A 16,586-nucleotide genomic window follows, 5' to 3' on the forward strand; every position below is an offset into this window, starting at 1 on the left:
CGAGTTGGTCTTTGACCGAGGCCTTCGGATGTGGGTCGCCTCACGAGAGAATGACACCGGCCCCTCGGCGGGGGAAGGCGAGCCGTCCCTGCGAGAGCTTCGAGGCGAGGTTGAGGTGGTGGATCGCCGCGTTGCGGAGGGCGGCGTCGTCGTGGGGCGAGGGGCGAATGTGATTGCCGAAAATCTCCTCGATGGGCTCCTGCGATCTGGTGCGCTCAGGGTCGCCGCCGAGACGGACGAGGACGCCCGCCGCCGCTACGACGCCGGCCACCACTTCCGCAGCCTCTGGCGCCGCGCGGGCCTCGATCAGAACCCGCGGTCCTGCCTCCAGGAGGTGATCCCAGGGCGCTCTGACATGTCGGAGGCCACCGAGGCGGCATACCATCGCGTCCAGGCAGCGATGCGCGCCCTTGGCCCCGAGGGGGGGCTGACGGTGGATGTCGTCTGCCGAAGCGCGTGGCCCGGACTCCACGCCCTTCCGCGCGTTCGGGCGGCCCTCTCTGGCCTTGCGGATCACTTTCGTCTCTGATGGTTTTGGGCGTGGAATCCATGCGGATACGCCGCGATTGCGTGCGGATTTGAGCTTGCGCCGCCCACCGCTGGTGGGTATTGACATTCGAGCGGCCACAACTGCGCCCACTTCCGGTGGGTAGGGTTTTTCGGCCGCAGCCCCTGCCGAGGGGTAGGAGCGGCGGGTCGCAATCCGCCGCGGCGCCAGGTTGCGGACGAAAAAACCCCCAAGGGACGGGATGTCCCTTGGGGGTTTTGTCTTTAACGGGCAGATAAGGCCCGCCCTTTCAGCACCCGCACTCCTCCCGCTGGGAGGTGGAGCAGGCGCCCGTGGCGCAGAGAGGATCGCTCTCGTAGAGGTAGAGCGTCGTGGGCTGCTCAGACGCGGAGGCGGCCCACTCCAGAAGGCTGGAGAGGCTCGCCGGCCCGACGGAGATCACGAAATGGTCGTCGAGCCCCGGCCTCTCGGCCGCGTCGGCGCCGTCCACGGAGTTGTCGGCCCAGGTGGGCTCGACCACACCCCAGACCTCCTTCCAGGTGTAGCTGTTCTTTCGATGGTCCACGATATTCGCGATCATCATGCTTCCTTTCGCGCAGACATGCGCTTTTCAGGCCCGCGTCCTTGCGGGCAAGGTGGCCAGGCCCGAGGGCCTGGCTTGGATCGGCCGCCGGGGCCTATCGGGGCTCCATTGCGGGATCGTAGCCGGGAGTCGCCGAGAGCTTCGCCAGCAGGACATCGCTGCGCGCCATCAGCTCTCGCTTCGTCCGGCAGGGCCGGATGGGCGTGGCGGTGAGACGGCCGTCGTCATCGATGGTCGTCACGTCGGCGATCCAGCGCGACCCGATCTTGTTGGCTGCGCCCTGGATGACCCCAAATTGGTCGTTCATGTCTTTTCCTTTCGCCGTTTAGGGCTGTTCACCCCCGCGCCGGATTGGCGCGGGATAGGGCGGGCCACCCCTCTGAGGGGCGGCCCGTGTTGTCAGATCTCATCGACCTCCACTGTCCAGGAAGTGCCAGCCGGCAGCTCGTGCCCTGCCTCGGTCGCTTTGCGGCTCGCGCCGCCCTTGGACGAGGCGAAGGTCGCAAAGCGTCGCAGCACCGCGCCGTCCGTCGCCCGGATCGTGATCTCGAATTGACGCATCGTCTTTTGCCTTTCGCCGGAAGATGCCGGCTTCTCATCCGCGCGCTCGCGCGGTAGGCGGGGAGGCCTCTCGGCCTCCCATGTTTGCCGCCTCAGGGGGCGCCACTCACCCGCTCGATCCTGAGGGCTCTCTCCTCGACGATCAGCGCCAGCGCCAGGGCGGCGAAGGCGATGACCACGATGGCGGCCGAGTTCTTCATGGCGCCCTCACGCGGCACGCTTGCGGATGGACGCCGCGAGCCTCTCGCCGGCCCTGATGGCCTCGGCGTCGCTCTTGAACTGCGGCTCCAGGAAGATCCGCTTCGGGGCGTCCTTGCCGCCGGGCACGAGCTGCACGAAGACACCCCGAAGGGGCGGCGCGTGGCGGGTCGGGACGATGTAGGTCCCGGCCATCTTCGGCAGGATTTTCATGTCTGTCTCCTTTCTCAGCACATTTCTGTGTGCTCGTCAGCCGCGCAATACTGCGCGGGAGGCCCGGCCCGCTCTGTGCGGACCGGGTTGTTCGCGCCTAGGCGCGATGGTCGCGGAGCGTCACCCGCTTGCTGTTGTGCGGACGCCGACGGCCGGACCGGCAGGTCCAGTCGTCGATGATGCCGCCCTCGCGGAGGACCTGCCCCTTGCTGATGGGGCGGATCGGCTGCGAGGCGAGGTAGCTGTCCTTCCTCTCGTAGGAGGAGAGGATCCAGCTCGTCTGCGTCGGCGGGGTCGGGCTCACGCCGTGGATGTATGGTCGCAGCATTGCTGCCTTTTCCTTTCGCCGGTGTCTGCCGGCTTCTCAGCCCCCGCGACACGGGGGTAGGCCGCCCCTTTCTGGGGGCGGGGAGGGTTAGGCCCTCCAGGCCTGCATTCGGTCACGCTCCGTCATCGGCTCACTGCCGGTGAGGTAGCGGTCCGCGACGATCTCCACTCCGAGGGGGGCGTTCGCGAGCCGCTGCTCCATCGCCTCGATCTCCTTGCCGGAGAGGGCGCGGACGGGGCCGAGGTCCATGGCGGACATCGCGCCGAAGAGGTTCGCGTCGATCTCGCTTGCGAGGTCGTGCTTGCTCATGTCTTCTTTCCTTTCGCCCGCTGTCTGGCGGGCTCGTCAGCCGCATCGGTGATGCGGTAGGCCAGGCCCGAAGGCCTGGCTCCCGTCACGAGATCATCTCGAAGACGGGGGTCTTCTCTGCGGCGGGGGCGGCGCGAATGCCGGCCACATCCAGGACGGCCATGAGGCCATCCATCGAGAACGCCTCACCGACGAGTCCCCTCATGGACGCCTCGAAGTCTTCGATTCTCGTGGCATACATGAGTGTCCGGTATTCGCCGCTGGAGACGAAGCCATCGTCCCTTTCGTTGGTCAGCCAGATCTCCCACATCCCGTTGGTGGCGTTCCTCAGGATGCAGATGCGGCGATAGCCCACGAAGAGGCCGGGCGCCTTGACGGGCTCGCGCATCTCCAGGACCACCAACTTCCAGCTGGTGTTCCAGAAGGGGATCTCGCGCGCCCCGAGATAGGGGGTGTTGGCGAAGGGGTCGGTCCGCGTCTCCGCGGGCGCGCTCTGCGCCGGCGCCACGCAGGCCTCGATCGCCGCGCGAACCGCGGAGACGGAGGCGCTGTCGCCGACGACCGTGCAGATGATCTTGGCCCCCGAGACGCCCTCGGTGAGCCGCAGATGGGAGCCGCCAGATCGGATCTTCGCCGCCGTCTCCCGCAGGAGGCGGAGGGCGGGTCCGTTGACGGCCACCTTGAGCTTGTTGCTGTTCACACGTTTTCCTTTCTCACACATTCATGTGTTTCTCAGCCGCACCTCTCGATGCGGAAGGCCCAGGCCCTTGCAGGCCTGGGTGGCTCGCTACCCCCAGAAGGCGTGGTAGACGAGCGCGGCGCCGGCCATCGCCACGGCCGCAACCGCGAGGGCCGGGCCGATGAGGTGGTCGGGGACGGCCTCGAAGACCCACTCAAGGGGGCCGGAGCCCCGCCCGGAGAGGGGCGCCGAGGTCAACACTTCGATGAAGTCGTCCATCGAATGATTTCCTTTCGCACATTATTGTGTGCTTTTCAACCGAAGAGAATCCTCCGGGAGGCCGGCCCCGATCTGGGGCTGGTTGGCTATGCGATCTTGAGGCAGAGCCGCCTTGCCATCGCGCGGCAGGCCGCGGAGCCGATGTAGTGGCGGTGCCAGTAGGTCTCCCTGAGGAAGTCCTGGAGTGCCGCGTCGCGCTCGGCCCCTGTGGGGGTGCCGCGTGGGCCTCGCGCGGCCCTCGGCGGGGTCCGCCTGACCCTCTTCGTCGCCCTGGCGAACTTCCTTGCGGAAGTCAGCGCCACGATGATGTTGAGGCTGGACGGGTGCCACTCCCGACGGCGCAGGCGAATGGGCGCGGCGCCGTCGATGACGAGCGTGTGGTTGCTCATGCTTTTTCCCTCATGGACGCTGGGCATGACTTGCCCAACAACGTAACAATACCACATATATGTGCTGTTGCAACATAAAAATGCAGATTTATGGCATTTTTATTCAACTTTAGGGTGTTCATCCATGGATGACGTCGCTGATCTGATCCTACAGGTGAGAGGCCTCCAATCCCGCCTCGACGCGGCCGAGGCAACGATCGAGGGCCTTCGTGCGCGCCTCTCCGGCGCCGAGGCGGCGGGGGAGCTTGTCATCCAGGCCGTTGAGACCCTCACCGATCTCATCGAGGCAGGCCCGATCAGCCCACCCGTCGGCGTTAGCTGGGGCGGCCACCAGGTCTCGCCGTGCGCAAGGGGTGCCGAGTGATGCCACAGCCCACCGAAGTCCCCCTGATCGACCTCCGCACCGTCTACGACGAGGTGGTCTCCATCCGCCGCCTCCTGGAGGCGATCATCAGCGCGCCCCGCCCTCGGGAGACCGGCGGCGCGGAGCGGGAGGACTAGCCGTGGCGCGTCTCACGCCCGAGCAGTGGGCCTCCCTCAAGGCCGAGTGGCGAACCGGCTCGTTCAGCACGAATGAGCTGGGCAAGAAATATGGCGTCGACGAGAAGGCCATCCGCAAACGCGCGGCCAGAGAGGGGTGGCTGCGCGACCTCGGCGATGCGGTCGATGCGAGGACCGCGAGGAAGATCCTTGGCGCCGAGTCCGAACCCTCGGACATTGGGCGGTCCGAGAGGGGCGATCGGACCCCAGGAGAGGGTAGGGGGTCCGAGGAGGCCGTCCGAAACCCGTTTGGCCTCATCGAGGAGGCCATCGTCGAGCAGATGGCCGAGAGGCGGGCCACCGAGAACCTTGCCACCCTCTCGCGCGCCGACGACCTCAAGAAGCTCCGCAACCGCCTCGTCTTCCTCGTGCAGGAGGCGGTGAGCGGGGATATGGACCGCGCCTCGCAGGTGGCGCCCGTCCTGATGATGGGGACGGGGACGAACATCCCGGCCCTCATCCGCTCGATCGCCAGCGTCGATGAGAGCCTCCAGAAGGTCGTCCGCACCGCGCTTGGCATGGATCGCGAGGCAAAGACGAAGGTGCAGGTCACCGGCGCCGACGGCGGGCCGATCCGCAGCGAGGTGACGGGCTCGATTGATGTCGGCAAGCTCAGCACCGAGCAGCTCGCGGCCCTTGCTGCCGTCAACAGGGCGCTCGACGGCGAGGAGGCGCGCAAGGGGCCGCCAATGCCGCCCGGCGAGGAGGTGTGATGATTCTCGTCAGAACGATCTTTGCGCGCGTCAATGGCTGGAGCGTCTTCGTGGACAACCGCACCGGCGCTTATGGATGCATCGCGACGCACCCGAGAACGCGAAGGGTGATCGGGGTGACCGGCCTCGCCACCGAGGACGAGGCCATGAAGTGGGCGAATGACCACGGCTGGGAGGGCGCTCGGGAGATCGACCCGTAGGGGTGCGGGCTCGCCATCCATGGTTGATGAATTCCTGGCCTAGATGCGGGAAAACCCCGGTTTTCATGACCCCTTGGTTGAATGACCTTGGGTGATGCGGGGGCGGTCTTAACGGCATCGAGCAAAACACATATTTATGGGGTTCCAAGGGAACCCCGCCATGACAGTGAAGCTCGTCTGGGTAACGCCCGACGCCGACAGGATGATCGCCTATCTCGCGCGGGTCTCGGCGCCGGAGAACCAGGCCCGCCACGAGACCGCCGACCGCCTCATCCAGTTCCTCATCCGGAACCGCCACTGGTCGCCCTTCGAGATGGTCAACCTCTGTGTCGAGGTGAACCTCCCGCGCGACATCGGCCGCCAGATGCTTCGTCACGCGATGCGTGTCCAGGAGTTCAGCCAGCGATACGCCGACGTCCGAAAGCTCGGAGGCGAGCCCGAGCTGCGCGAGGCGCGTCTGGCTGACCCCTCCAACCGCCAGAAGAGCATCGATTGGGACGACCCCGAGGTCGCCGCCGAGTGGGAGGCCGACCAGCGCGAGATCTGGGAGGCGAGCCAGCGGATCTACGGCAAGTGGCTTGACCGCGGCATGGCGAGGGAGGTCTCGCGCGCCGTCCTGCCCGAGGGGCTGACGCCGACGCGGATGTATTTCAACGGCTACCTCCGGGACTGGCTCTTCTACTGCGAGCTGCGTCGCGGCAACGGCACGCAGGCCGAACATGTCGGGGTCGCTGAGGGCGTCTGGGAGATCATCAAGGAGGTCTTTCCGGTGACCTCCCTTGCCTGGGAGAGGGCTAGGTCGTGATCCCCGACATCCTTGAGCGCATGGGCGCGCAGATCGGCAATCCGAACCTCATGGAGCCCGGCTGGGCGGAATTCGAGGACGCCTTCGAGGAGATCCGACGCCTCCGCAAGGAGATTGCCCGCCTCACCGCGGGCGCATCGAAGGCCGAGATTGGCGACATGACGATGGGGGAGGCCGATGCCTACCGGACGGGGTTTGCGGCCGGCCTCGCCGCGGGCTCGTCGGGGGCGGCGGAGTGACCTGGGGCGTTCGCGGGCGGCATCCGCGCACGCGTGGACTCTGGCTGGTGGCCACCGGTGCCGACCTTGAGATGCGCGACAACCCACTCGGGGCGAGGGTGGTCACCGTTGGCTGCGAGACGCGGGCGCGGATGCTCATCGACATCCTTGGCCTCGGGTCTGCCTGTGAGCCCTGCGCCATGGTCGAGAGCGAGGCAGCGGAGATGGAGACGACATGAGACGACACCTCATCGCGGCGCCCCTCGCCGTCGCCCTCTCCGGCGCGGCGGGTGCCCAGCCGCTCAGCGGCGCCTTTATCGGTCCCGCTATTGGCCACATGCAGTCCGGCGCCACGGTCCGCTTCGCGGAGGCGGGCCGGGGTGCGGCTGGCCAGATCAACGACGTCAGCGGCAACACGATCCTCCCCGGTCTCTACGCCGGCGTCTCGCGCGCCGTTCCCGGCGGTGTCTTCTACGGCATCGATGTCTTTGGATTCCTCCCCGCGGAACCCTACCCCTCGACGATCGTGCAGTTCGCTGGCCGCGAGTATGTCGTGAGTAACCGCGCCGAGGCCGGCGCCCATCTTCGCCTTGGCTACAGCGTGCGCGACGACGCTGCGATCTACGCCACGGCCGGCGTCTCTGTCGCGAGCGTGCGCTACGTCATCGATGGCGTGGGGAGTTCCCGTCTCCTGTGGCACCCGCAGATCGGGGTGGGCGCGGAGATCGCGCTCGCGCCGCGCGTCTCGCTTCGCGGCGACTTCGTCTTCGACAGGACGAGGCGCGATCTCGGTCCGGTGGATGTGGAGTGGCAGGTCCGCTGGCGCGCCTCGACGGCGCTTGTGTGGAGGCCGTGATGGGCGATGAGCGACAGGCGTTGCGCGACGCGCTCCGCACCGGCATGGAGCGCGCTGATCGGGTGATTTCGCTGGCGAGGGGCCAGCGGGTGCAGATCGAGGCTGCGCTCGGCGCAAGGAGCTTTCGCCACTTCGTCGAGATGGCCTGGCGCTACGTCGATCCGGCGCCCTTCATCCCGAACTGGCACATCGACCTCATCTGCGCCGAGATGCACGAGGTCGCCTGCCGACGCGCGCGGGAGCTGGTCATTGCCATCCCTCCCCGTCACGCGAAGTCGCTTCTCATCTCGGTGCTCTTCCCCGCCTGGGTCTGGACCTGGGATCCGACGGCGAAGTTCATCACCGCCTCCTACGACCTGAAGCTTGCCTCCCGCGACGCGGTGAAGGCGCGCACCCTCATCAAGACGCCGTGGTATCGGGAGCGGTGGCCGGCGGTCGAGATCCAGTTCGACCAGGACAACAAGCTCTACTACCGCAACACGGCTGGCGGCCACCGCTGGTCCTGTTCCCCGGCCTCGGGCGTCACGGGGGAGGGCGCCGACTTCCTCCTCTTCGACGACCCGCACAACGTCGCCCAGGGCGAGAGCAGCGCCGACCGTGAGGCCGCCCTCAGCTTCTGGTTCGAGGCGATGCCGTCGCGTCTCAACAACCAGCTCTCCGGCGCCAAGGCGGTCATCCAGCAGCGGGTTCACGAGAGGGACTGCGCCGGGGCCTGCATCAAGAAGGGCTGGCGCCACCTCGTCCTGCCGGCTCTCTACGAGCCCGACCACCCCCAAGCGCATCCGCGTGACCCCCGCAAGGAGCCGGGCGAGGCGCTGAACGTGGCGGGTTATGGCCGCGAGGCGCTCGACCTTCTCGCTGATTCGTTTGGCGGCTGGCACAGCTACGCTGCCGCGGGGCAGCTCCAGCAGCGCCCGGTGCCGCGCGAGGGCGGCGTCATCCGCACCCATATGATCGGTCTTGCGCCGGCCGCGCCGGACGATCTCTCGCTTGTCCGCTCCTGGGACCTCGCGGCCACCGAAGCGAAGATCCAGAAATCCGACCCGGACTGGACGGTCGGCGTCCTCATGGGGCGCAGCCGATCGACGAAGCGATTCTATGTCGTGGACGTGGTGAAGCTGCGCGCAGGGCCGGCGGAGGTTGAGCGCGCGATCCGCGCCACGGCGGAGCGCGACGGCAAGAGGGTGCGGATTCGCCTCCCCATCGACCCCGGCGCGGCGGGCAAGGCGCACTACCACCACCTCGCGACGGGCGTCCTGTCGGGCTGGCCGGTCTTCGGTGAGAGGGAGACGGGCGACAAGGTGAGCCGCGCGATGCCCTTCGCGGCCCAGGTGGAGGTCGGAAACGTATCTCTGGTTGATCGCGGCTGGAATGCCGACTACCTTTCTGTTCTCCAAATGTTCCCGAATGGCGCCCATGATGATGATGTCGATGCAACCGCCGGAGCGCTCTCCGCCCTCACCACAAACACGACGGGTCTAATCGATTTTTTCGCCCAGGGCGCGAATTCGGCGCTGCCATAGCCCCGCCTCTTCGTTCATATACTAACGAAGTCGTGATCGTTGAAAGCTCCGCCCAGAGAGCCCCTCCTGGACATTTCCAATGTGTCAGTATTGCACCACGAAACCATTCGATTCCGGCGACCTGGCGCGGCAGATCGCAGCCATGCGGCCGAGTCTCCAGGCCCTCAATGAGATCTCCGGCGCGATCGCTGAGGGCGCCGGTCCCACCACGAGCGCAGAGATGATCTGGCATGCGATGGCGGTCCTCACCGAGGAGGCCGCCCTCATGTCTGAGGCGCTCGGCTGCGAGCCCACCGATGTCATCGGCGCGATTGCCGGGATCATGATGAACGCCATGCCCGCCCGCCACCGCGACGCGACTGGCCTCGAAGAGATCAACGAGGAGGCTGCCTGATGTCCCACTCCACGATCCTCGTGTGGCCCGACGGTCTTGTGCCGCCCGTCCTCGCCACGCGCCTCGCGACCCTCCAGGACAGTGAGCGCCGCCGCTTCATCCGCTTCTCCCACGACGGCGGCGTTGGGCTCGCACCCGAGGATCGCGTCACCCGCCTCGACCGCCTGAGGCCGGACATGACAGGGGCCGAGATCAGCCCCCAAATCGGCAACGCCTAGGCCTTGCGAGGCCGCCAACACATTATTATGTGTAATTCCTCTGGTGGGGATCTGGCGTTGGAGCCGCGCAGTGGGCGCTCAGGCGTCCCCGGCTCGAATGCGCCCGCCAGACCCTGTGGGGGCTTAGCTCAACGGTAGAGCTTCGGTCTCCAAAACCGACGATCAGGGTTCGATTCCTTGGGCTCCTGCCAGCACACATCACCGCACCCGCCCCAGCGCCTGACCGGCGCTGGGGCTTTTTCATGACCGGATCACAGGACGCCACATGGGACCTCGCATCCGCCGCCCCGCCTACCAGGCAGTGATCGGCACCATCCCCCGCGATCGATTCGTTGAGATCGCCGTGCGCAATCCGCGCAATGCCGTCTGGGAGAGCGTCCCTGGCGCCGTGGTCGGCGTCTCCCATGCGCGAGAGGCCGCAAATGAGGGCGCCATCATCATGGCCAACCGGCGCGGCGAGGATGGGCGCTTCCGCCTCCTCGTGAAGCGCGCGGCGAAGTCGGCCTGATGCCCGCCCTCAGCCGTGGGCGCTCGTGGAGTGAGCGGAACGCCATTGTCGTGGCCGGCGAGGAGGCCGCAGCATCCCTTCGGCGCGCCATGCCGGGGTGGTCCGTCATCCGGATGCACTCAGCCGTCACCGGCCACAGCTTCGATCTCGTCGTGGTCGCAACCCCCTGCAACGACCTGCGCGACGCCGATTGGCTTGCCCACATCAAGATGCGCCTCAATCCCGGCGGTCAGCTTGTCTTTACCTGCCGAGACAGCACATATATGTGTGTCTCCCCATAGGGGGGCGGCGGGCCGGCGCATTCCGGACAGAGGAGGCCGTTATGGCCAGGATCGAAGACTTCATCGACATGCTCTCCGACCTCTCGCGCTTCGGCAGCAATATCGAGGTCGTTGAGAGGGGATCGACGAGCGGCATCGGGCCTGAGGCGGCGCGCCTTGTGGTGCGCCTCTACACCGACACCAACCGCTACCAGATCGTCGCCATCTCGGATGGCCGCGAGGGCTACCTCGGATGCCAGGGCTCCTCCCGCAAGCCGCGGGCGGGCGAACGCCACTGTCGGGGCCGCGACCTCTCCGATGGACCGCTCAATCGCAGGACGTGGCACCAGATCCTAGCCAGCATTGTCTCCTTCGAGATGGTCTCCCTCAGCAAGGAGGCCCGAACCCTCGACGCCGGGCCGGCCGCCCCCACCGAGAGCATCCGCCTTTTTGCAGACGCCCCAGGCGCCTCCGTGAGGCTTCCCGCCGGCGGCGTCGCTGACATCCTCGGATGATCCCCATCGGCCGGGGGCACATCCCCCCCGTTGTTCCCGGCCGCGCGCGGGCGGTGTCGTGATCGAGAAGCCTCGGCGACACCGCTCGCGCCTTCACCTTCAGTTCGTGCGGTCCCTGCGCTGTCTCCCGTGCGGCAGGGGTCCATCAAGCCAGGCCCATCACCTCACCCACGTCCAGCCAAAGGCGCGAGGCCTGAAGGCGGGCGATCAGTGGACGATCCCCGCCTGCGATGAGTGCCACCGCTCCCTCCACAGGAGGGGCGATGAGGCGGCCTGGTGGACGGACCGACGCATCGACCCCGTGCTGGTCGCCGAGGACCTGTGGGCGCACACCCAAGCGGAGAGAGACCGACATGAGGCGGAAGAAGACCGCGGGCGTCAGCGAGCCCGCAGAGACGGACACGTCCCTGATCGAGGCGCAGAAGCGCCTGTCGATGAGGATGATGCGGGAGCACGACGCGTTGCCGCGCGACCGAAGGATCGCGGCGACCATCGTCGGCGTGGACGTTGGTCGCGACGGGTGGGCGCGCGCGGCCCAGCGGATCGACGATCAAAGATACCTTCTCGGCGGCTATGAGTTGCAGCGCCGCCTCGGGATCGGATGAGGAACGCCATGCCACCCAGCGGCGGTAAGGAAACGGCCATCCCGCAGGGGGTGGCCGATCGCATTTCCGGCAAGCAGATGCAGCAGTCGCTCGACCCCTTGCAGGGGTGGTTCGGCCCAGGGAGGCCCGTCCAGCCCGTTGCGCCAGAGACGCGCGGGCGCGCATTCGACTACGCCACCGGATACAACCTCACCTCGAAGCCCCGCGCTCATGAGCCGGTCACCTTCGAGGTGCTGCGCGGGCTCGCCGACAACTTCGACCTCCTCCGCCTCGTGATCGAGACCCGCAAGGACCAGATGTCGAAGCTCCGCTGGGGCGCGCAGTATCGCAAGCCCTTTGGCGGACAGATCCGACCGAAGGCGGACGCGGTCTGCGAGGAGATCGAGAAGTTCTTCCGGTCGCCCGACAAGGAACATACCTGGGCGACCTGGATGCGCCTCCTCCTGGAGGAGATCTTCGTCATCGACGCGCCGGCGATCTACCTCAGGCCAGACAGGGGTGGCGGCGTCTACGGAGCCGAGATCCTCGATGGCGCGACCATTCGCCGCATCATCGACGAGACCGGCCGCACGCCGCTTCCGCCGGCTCCCGCCTACCAGCAGGTCCTTAAGGGGCTGCCGGCAAGCGAGTTCACGCGCGAGGAGCTGATCTACCGTCCGCGCAACCCGCGCGCCCACAAGCTCTACGGCCTCAGCCCCGTCGAGCAGGTCATCACGACCGTCAACATCGCGATCCGCCGCCAGATCAGCCAGCTCTCCTTCTTCACGGAGGGCAACATCCCCGAGGCGATCATCGGCGTGCCGCCGGAGTGGACGCCGGACCAGATCCGCGACTTCCAGATGTATTGGGACACCCTCCTGGAGGGCAACATCGCGCAGCGCCGCCACGCCAAGTTCGTCCCCGGCGGCATCGCGGTTCAGTTCACCCGCTCCGAGCAGGGCCTTCTCGACCAGTTCGACGAGTGGCTGGCGCGGATCATCTGCTACTGCTTCAGCCTACCGCCGCTGCCCTTCGTGAAGATGCAGAACCGCTCCACGGCGGAGACGGCCTACGACAGCGCCATCGAGGACGGCCTTCAGCCCCTGATGGAGTGGGTCAAGGACCTGATGGACGAGCTGATTCGCCGCATCTTCAAGCGCGACGACATCGAGTTCGTCTGGGAGGACTTCCGTCAGCTCAAGCCGCTGGAGCAGGCCAATCTCGACCTTCTCTATGTGCAGCACGGCGCCAAGAGCCTCGATGAGTGGCGCATCTCGCTCGGCGCCGATCCCGTCGGCATCGGGCCTGCCCTCTACGGACAGGGACCGATGGGCATGATCTTCCTCGAAGACATCGCCAGGGCGAAGGCCTCCGGCCAGTCGAGCCTGCCGATGCCAGACCCCATGATGGGCGGCGATCCCTCGATGATGGGCGGCGATCCGCTTGCCGGCATTCCGCCCGAGGCGGCGGAGGCGGCCGGTATCGAGGGCGATGAGGATGACTCCTTCGATCCGCCGGAGATGCTGCCTGACGAGGCAGAGGCGCGGGCGAGGGGATTGGCGCGCGCCGCAGACAGGGCGCGCCGGGCAAAGGTCCACCCGAAGGTGGCCGCCGTCCTCCGCGACGCCGAGCGCCGCCTCCACGGGCCTGACTATCCATGAGCGGCCTAAGCGAGGCGCAGCGCCGCCAGCGCGTGGAGGCCGCTAAGGCGCGATGGGCGAATGCTGCCAGAACCGTCTATCGCGGCGCCCCTGAGCCAGACCCGTCGCCAATACCTAGAGAATATGGCGCCGTCTTCACGTCTCCATATCGCAGGGAGGCGGAGTTCTACGGGCGCGTGAATGCCAAAACCGGGGAGCCACTGAGCAAGCCCGGCGCGCTCTCGATCTACCGGCTGCGAGAAGACGCGAAGGTAGCCCGCTACAAGACTCCGGAGTGGCTACTCATCACTGGCGGGCGCGATGAAGATCTGACGCGCATCGAGGGCAGGCACCTCATCGCGGCCAGGCTCGCCGGCATTCATGCGGCTGAGAACTTCGCGCCAAGCGACATATGGGCGCGGCGCAAGCGCCCCGCCGAAATGGTGATCTTCGATCCGTCCGTTCTTGAGTTTCAGAGTAGTCGCGAAATCAAGCCGCCGAGGCGGCGCGTGGAGAAGAACGACATGACGCTAGGACAGCGTCTCCTGCGCAAGTTCCAGGAGAGCCAGGTGCAGCGGGACGACCGCGGCCGCTTCAAGGACATCCCCGGCAGGGGCGCGGACAGCAAGGGCGCAGACGGCGCGCCGTCCTTCCGCCAAGCCTCTTGGAGCACGATGGATAACGGCCCGAAGCGCACCCCGCCCGGCGTCGTGCAGAACATCTGGGCCAAGCGCAATCCGCCGGCACCCGAGAGGCTGACCAGCGCCGCCGACAGGCTGGAGGCCGCGGCCGCGCGCCGGCAGAGTGCGGGGCAGGGCGACTTCGTTGCCGAGATGGCCGCCCAGAAGATGCGCGACAAGGCCGAGGGGCTGCGCTACGCGGCTGACGCCTCGCCGATCCTCAGCGAAGAGGGGGTGCGCCGCTTCAAGCAGCACATCCCGAAGGCGATCGGTCACGACGCGCATTTCGACAACCTCCGCCGCGTGCAGTCCTACGCCAACAGCATCCGGGCGGACGTGATCGAGCGCGCGATGGAGCCGGACCGGCGGGGTCGGGCCATCATCCCCGAGGGAACGCCGATCTCCGACATCAAGCGCGCCTACCGCCACGCGACGGCGATCGCGATGAACGATGCCTACCTCATCGAGTATGACTACAAGCTCTCCGACAGCGACAGGGCGACCTATGCCCCGTTGGAGAACTTCATCCGCTACACGACGCGCCGCATGAAGAGCGACCTCACCTCCGGCGAGTTCAAGGGGATGCAGGCTCCCTACAGGAGTGAGTTCGGCGTCCCCTTCATCGACAAGAAGACTGGCCAGCAGAAGATCAATCGCATGACGGGGGAGGGGCGGGTTCGCCCACCGAGGCCCACCAACAACCAGTTCATCAAGTCCGACGCGCCGGTCGTGCGTGACGCCCGCTGGCTCGACGACCTCAGTGACGCGATCGAGCTGGCGAGCGCTGACCGTCTTGCCGATCGCGTTCTCCTCAAAAGCGCCGATCTGCGTCGCCCCAGGGGGGCCGAAGGGGGCGTGGCATCCGTGCTTGCCAAGCGCGCCCCCGGCCCAAGCCACCTCCGGGAGATGCTGTGATGGCGAGGGTCGGGCGGGACGGCGACGGCGACGGCATTCGAAATGAGGCCGAGGGGCGGCGCAGCCGAAAGGCGCTCGGCGCCGCGATCGGGGCGGGCGCTGTCGGCGGTTTTGCCGCGATGCGTGGCCGCGCCGCCGGCAAGAGGCTTGCCGAACATGCGCTGCGCCGGGGGCTCATCGCGCCCTACCAGGCGAGCGCCCTTCCGACGCAGCAGGCCATGTCATCCGGCATTGGCGGCGCCGCCGCGGGATCGCTCCTTGGTCTTGGTGCGGGATATGGCGTAGGCCGGGGCAGCAGCGACCGGGAGCGGGCCGCCGGAGCGGCGCTGGGGGTTGCCGGCGTTGCCGCTGGAATGAAGGCCGCGGGGCTTGTCGGTCGCCACGCCCTCCTGTGGGGCGGCATGAAGGCGCTCAACGCCGGGGCTGGCAGCGATCTGACGCGGGGCACGAGCACCATCGGCGCACGCGAGATCCTGCGTCATGCGCGCGACATCCCGGCACATCTGAGAGACGTCGTCACCAACCCCGTTTCCGTGGGCAAGAAGCCGACCGGCAAGCAACTTCGGCGCCAGTTTGCCAGGGATTCTCTGCGCGCGCGGGAGAGGATGGTTGTCACCGACCGCGACGGACGCGTCACCCGCGAGGTGCGTGGTGGCGCCTTCGGTGTCGGCGCCCCCGAGGACATGGATTTCCTGGAGCGTCAGGCCGCCCTCGGCAGGATCGGGCGAATCTACCACAACCACCCCGTCGATACCGTGCCGAGCACGCCCGACATCGACAACATCGGCCGCTACCTCCGGGGTAAATCGCCTGATGGCCGAGAGCCCACCAACATCGTCTATGGCTACGGCAGGACGGGCGAGGGCAAGACCCGCGTTCGGATCAGCCGGTTCGATCACGCGGATGGCGTCAAGACGTCGTGGGCCGGGTCGTCGCGAAACGTCACAGAGAGCGACTGGCTTGCGGCGAGGCGATCAGGCTCGAACTACCGCACGCGCGCGGTCGAGAAGGCTGACATGACCGCCGCAGGCCAGGCGCTTCTGGCGCGCCGAGGCGGAATCGCCCTCCGGAAAGATGCGTCCGGACTTAGGGTTCGGGATGGCGACGGAGACGGAAGGGTCGGAGATGGAACCCGCGGAGAGAGGGCGGCAGACAGCAGACAGGCGAAGATCATTGAATCCGTTCACGGGAGAATGCGCGGCGGCCAGCGCTTCTCCACCAAGAGTCCGAGTGAGGCGAAGGCGGCGCTTACCTACATCGCCCAGAAGCGATCGGGATCATTCATCTTCGAATCGAAACACGGACCTATCGAGATCGGCTTCGGAAACGAGGGATACGGCATCCTTCACACCCTTCAGAGCAGGGTTAAGGACCGAGACGGGCAGTTTCCCGGCCACACCCATGATCCGCGCGCCGATCAGGCAGCGCTCCAGGCGAGACGCAAGTCCGCCCTTCAGGCGAATATCCGCAACATTCTGAACCGACTTCCTGACGCGATCGACGGTGCGAGGGAGATGTTTTCTGGCTCCAGCGAGACGAAGATCACCCTCGTTACGCCATACACCAGGGACTTCGACCAGATCGTTGTCCTGGCCAGGCCCGAGGAGGGCTCCAGGATCTATCGTCTCGTCACCACCTTTGCGCGCCCCGTTGGTAGGGCCATCAAGTTCGACAGCGGCCACATCGCTCTCACAGCAAGCGAGGAGCGCCTTGTGGGGCACATTCTCGACGAGATCGGCGAGCCGATGCGGAAGCTCTTCCGGCGATCCGTCGTCATGGGATCGGCCGGCTCGAAGCTTGGTCACATGATCGCCGATGCCTCACCGCCGGTGACCGCGATGGCGGGCGCGCTGCGCGCGGCGCGCGGCCGCGCCGACAAGATCAGGGGCGCGTCCGGCGAGACGCCAACGCGGCGCCGGCTCCTGTCTGCCGTCATGAGGGCGGCCATCACCAAATTCGCAACCTGAGGG

The 16,586-nt window shown here is 67.1% G+C and carries 26 protein-coding genes and 1 tRNA gene; 17 read left to right on the forward strand and 10 right to left on the reverse strand.

All coding sequences use genetic code 11. The features are described from left to right. Nucleotides 1-40: 40 nt before the first annotated feature. From ACK8OX_RS16580 to ACK8OX_RS16625, 10 genes are all read right to left on the reverse strand, one after another. Nucleotides 41-274 (reverse strand): hypothetical protein, encoded by a 234-nt coding sequence (locus ACK8OX_RS16580; RefSeq protein ID WP_430665331.1) that lies wholly within the window; start codon nt 272-274, stop codon nt 41-43. Between the two features lie 523 nt (nt 275-797). Further along, nucleotides 798-1,091: a hypothetical protein gene (locus ACK8OX_RS16585; RefSeq protein WP_430665332.1), complete on the reverse strand. Its 294-nt coding sequence runs from the start codon at nt 1,089-1,091 to the stop codon at nt 798-800. A 94-nt stretch (nt 1,092-1,185) separates the two neighbouring features. Further along, a complete protein-coding gene (locus ACK8OX_RS16590; RefSeq protein WP_430665333.1) occupies nt 1,186-1,398 on the reverse strand; it encodes a hypothetical protein in 213 nt (70 codons plus the stop codon). 92 nt (nt 1,399-1,490) lie between these two features. Continuing rightward, complete coding sequence (locus ACK8OX_RS16595; RefSeq protein ID WP_430665334.1) at nt 1,491-1,652, reverse strand: hypothetical protein; 162 nt, start codon at nt 1,650-1,652, stop codon at nt 1,491-1,493. Between the two features lie 207 nt (nt 1,653-1,859). Then, nucleotides 1,860-2,063 carry a hypothetical protein gene (locus tag ACK8OX_RS16600; protein ID WP_430665335.1) on the reverse strand — a complete coding sequence of 68 codons (204 nt, stop codon included), beginning with the start codon at nt 2,061-2,063 and terminating at the stop codon, nt 1,860-1,862. A 97-nt stretch (nt 2,064-2,160) separates the two neighbouring features. Then, nucleotides 2,161-2,391 (reverse strand): hypothetical protein, encoded by a 231-nt coding sequence (locus ACK8OX_RS16605; protein ID WP_430665336.1) that lies wholly within the window; start codon nt 2,389-2,391, stop codon nt 2,161-2,163. A gap of 87 nt (nt 2,392-2,478) precedes the next feature. Beyond that, a complete protein-coding gene (locus ACK8OX_RS16610; protein WP_430665337.1) occupies nt 2,479-2,700 on the reverse strand; it encodes a hypothetical protein in 222 nt (73 codons plus the stop codon). An 85-nt stretch (nt 2,701-2,785) separates the two neighbouring features. Continuing rightward, a complete protein-coding gene (locus ACK8OX_RS16615; RefSeq protein WP_430665338.1) occupies nt 2,786-3,400 on the reverse strand; it encodes a hypothetical protein in 615 nt (204 codons plus the stop codon). An 87-nt stretch (nt 3,401-3,487) separates the two neighbouring features. Beyond that, entirely contained in the window at nt 3,488-3,658 is a 171-nt protein-coding gene (locus tag ACK8OX_RS16620; protein ID WP_430665339.1) for a hypothetical protein, read from the reverse strand. Between the two features lie 86 nt (nt 3,659-3,744). Further along, nucleotides 3,745-4,047, reverse strand: coding sequence for a hypothetical protein (locus ACK8OX_RS16625; protein ID WP_430665340.1), 303 nt, complete (start codon nt 4,045-4,047; stop codon nt 3,745-3,747). Nucleotides 4,048-4,171: 124 nt separating this feature from the next. Here ACK8OX_RS16625 and ACK8OX_RS16630 point away from each other — a divergent pair, with 124 nt between their 5' ends. The 17 genes from ACK8OX_RS16630 to ACK8OX_RS16710 all read left to right on the forward strand — a co-directional run bounded on the left by ACK8OX_RS16630 (nt 4,172) and on the right by ACK8OX_RS16710 (nt 16,583). After that, nucleotides 4,172-4,411 (forward strand): hypothetical protein, encoded by a 240-nt coding sequence (locus ACK8OX_RS16630; RefSeq protein ID WP_430665341.1) that lies wholly within the window; start codon nt 4,172-4,174, stop codon nt 4,409-4,411. Beyond that, nucleotides 4,411-4,548, forward strand: a complete 138-nt coding sequence (locus ACK8OX_RS16635) for a hypothetical protein (RefSeq protein ID WP_430665342.1) — start codon at nt 4,411-4,413, stop codon at nt 4,546-4,548. Before ACK8OX_RS16630 ends, ACK8OX_RS16635 begins: the two co-directional genes overlap by 1 nt. Before the next feature lie 2 nt (nt 4,549-4,550). After that, complete coding sequence (locus ACK8OX_RS16640) at nt 4,551-5,300, forward strand: hypothetical protein (RefSeq protein ID WP_430665343.1); 750 nt, start codon at nt 4,551-4,553, stop codon at nt 5,298-5,300. Then, nucleotides 5,300-5,500 (forward strand): hypothetical protein, encoded by a 201-nt coding sequence (locus tag ACK8OX_RS16645; protein ID WP_430665344.1) that lies wholly within the window; start codon nt 5,300-5,302, stop codon nt 5,498-5,500. Before ACK8OX_RS16640 ends, ACK8OX_RS16645 begins: the two co-directional genes overlap by 1 nt. A 160-nt stretch (nt 5,501-5,660) precedes the next feature. After that, nucleotides 5,661-6,305, forward strand: coding sequence for an FAD-dependent thymidylate synthase (thyX, locus tag ACK8OX_RS16650; RefSeq protein WP_430665345.1), 645 nt, complete (start codon nt 5,661-5,663; stop codon nt 6,303-6,305). Between the two features lie 20 nt (nt 6,306-6,325). Beyond that, a complete protein-coding gene (locus ACK8OX_RS16655; protein WP_430665346.1) occupies nt 6,326-6,544 on the forward strand; it encodes a hypothetical protein in 219 nt (72 codons plus the stop codon). Between the two features lie 214 nt (nt 6,545-6,758). Then, nucleotides 6,759-7,379: an outer membrane protein gene (locus tag ACK8OX_RS16660; protein ID WP_430665347.1), complete on the forward strand. Its 621-nt coding sequence runs from the start codon at nt 6,759-6,761 to the stop codon at nt 7,377-7,379. After that, a complete protein-coding gene (terL, locus tag ACK8OX_RS16665) occupies nt 7,379-8,902 on the forward strand; it encodes a phage terminase large subunit (RefSeq protein WP_430665348.1) in 1,524 nt (507 codons plus the stop codon). The genes ACK8OX_RS16660 and terL overlap by 1 nt, the downstream gene beginning before the upstream one ends. Before the next feature lie 79 nt (nt 8,903-8,981). Beyond that, nucleotides 8,982-9,296: a hypothetical protein gene (locus tag ACK8OX_RS16670; protein WP_430665349.1), complete on the forward strand. Its 315-nt coding sequence runs from the start codon at nt 8,982-8,984 to the stop codon at nt 9,294-9,296. After that, the gene (locus ACK8OX_RS16675; protein ID WP_430665350.1) at nt 9,296-9,514 is read left to right on the forward strand and encodes a hypothetical protein; all 219 of its coding nucleotides are present in this window, start codon (nt 9,296-9,298) and stop codon (nt 9,512-9,514) included. Before ACK8OX_RS16670 ends, ACK8OX_RS16675 begins: the two co-directional genes overlap by 1 nt. Nucleotides 9,515-9,631: 117 nt before the next feature. Further along, nucleotides 9,632-9,705 (forward strand) — tRNA-Trp (locus ACK8OX_RS16680). A gap of 110 nt (nt 9,706-9,815) precedes the next feature. Continuing rightward, nucleotides 9,816-10,022: a hypothetical protein gene (locus ACK8OX_RS16685; protein WP_430665351.1), complete on the forward strand. Its 207-nt coding sequence runs from the start codon at nt 9,816-9,818 to the stop codon at nt 10,020-10,022. A 322-nt stretch (nt 10,023-10,344) separates the two neighbouring features. Next, the gene (locus tag ACK8OX_RS16690; RefSeq protein WP_430665352.1) at nt 10,345-10,797 is read left to right on the forward strand and encodes a hypothetical protein; all 453 of its coding nucleotides are present in this window, start codon (nt 10,345-10,347) and stop codon (nt 10,795-10,797) included. 353 nt (nt 10,798-11,150) lie between these two features. After that, the gene (locus tag ACK8OX_RS16695; RefSeq protein ID WP_430665353.1) at nt 11,151-11,402 is read left to right on the forward strand and encodes a hypothetical protein; all 252 of its coding nucleotides are present in this window, start codon (nt 11,151-11,153) and stop codon (nt 11,400-11,402) included. A gap of 8 nt (nt 11,403-11,410) precedes the next feature. Next, nucleotides 11,411-13,042, forward strand: coding sequence for a phage portal protein (locus ACK8OX_RS16700; RefSeq protein ID WP_430665354.1), 1,632 nt, complete (start codon nt 11,411-11,413; stop codon nt 13,040-13,042). A 176-nt stretch (nt 13,043-13,218) separates the two neighbouring features. Beyond that, nucleotides 13,219-14,616, forward strand: coding sequence for a hypothetical protein (locus ACK8OX_RS16705; protein WP_430665355.1), 1,398 nt, complete (start codon nt 13,219-13,221; stop codon nt 14,614-14,616). Then, complete coding sequence (locus tag ACK8OX_RS16710) at nt 14,616-16,583, forward strand: hypothetical protein (protein WP_430665356.1); 1,968 nt, start codon at nt 14,616-14,618, stop codon at nt 16,581-16,583. Before ACK8OX_RS16705 ends, ACK8OX_RS16710 begins: the two co-directional genes overlap by 1 nt. Nucleotides 16,584-16,586 lie beyond the last annotated feature (3 nt).

Origin of the sequence: Falsiroseomonas sp. CW058 (genome assembly GCF_050563535.1) — a bacterium.
In the GTDB taxonomy this organism is placed as follows: domain Bacteria; phylum Pseudomonadota; class Alphaproteobacteria; order Acetobacterales; family Acetobacteraceae; genus Falsiroseomonas.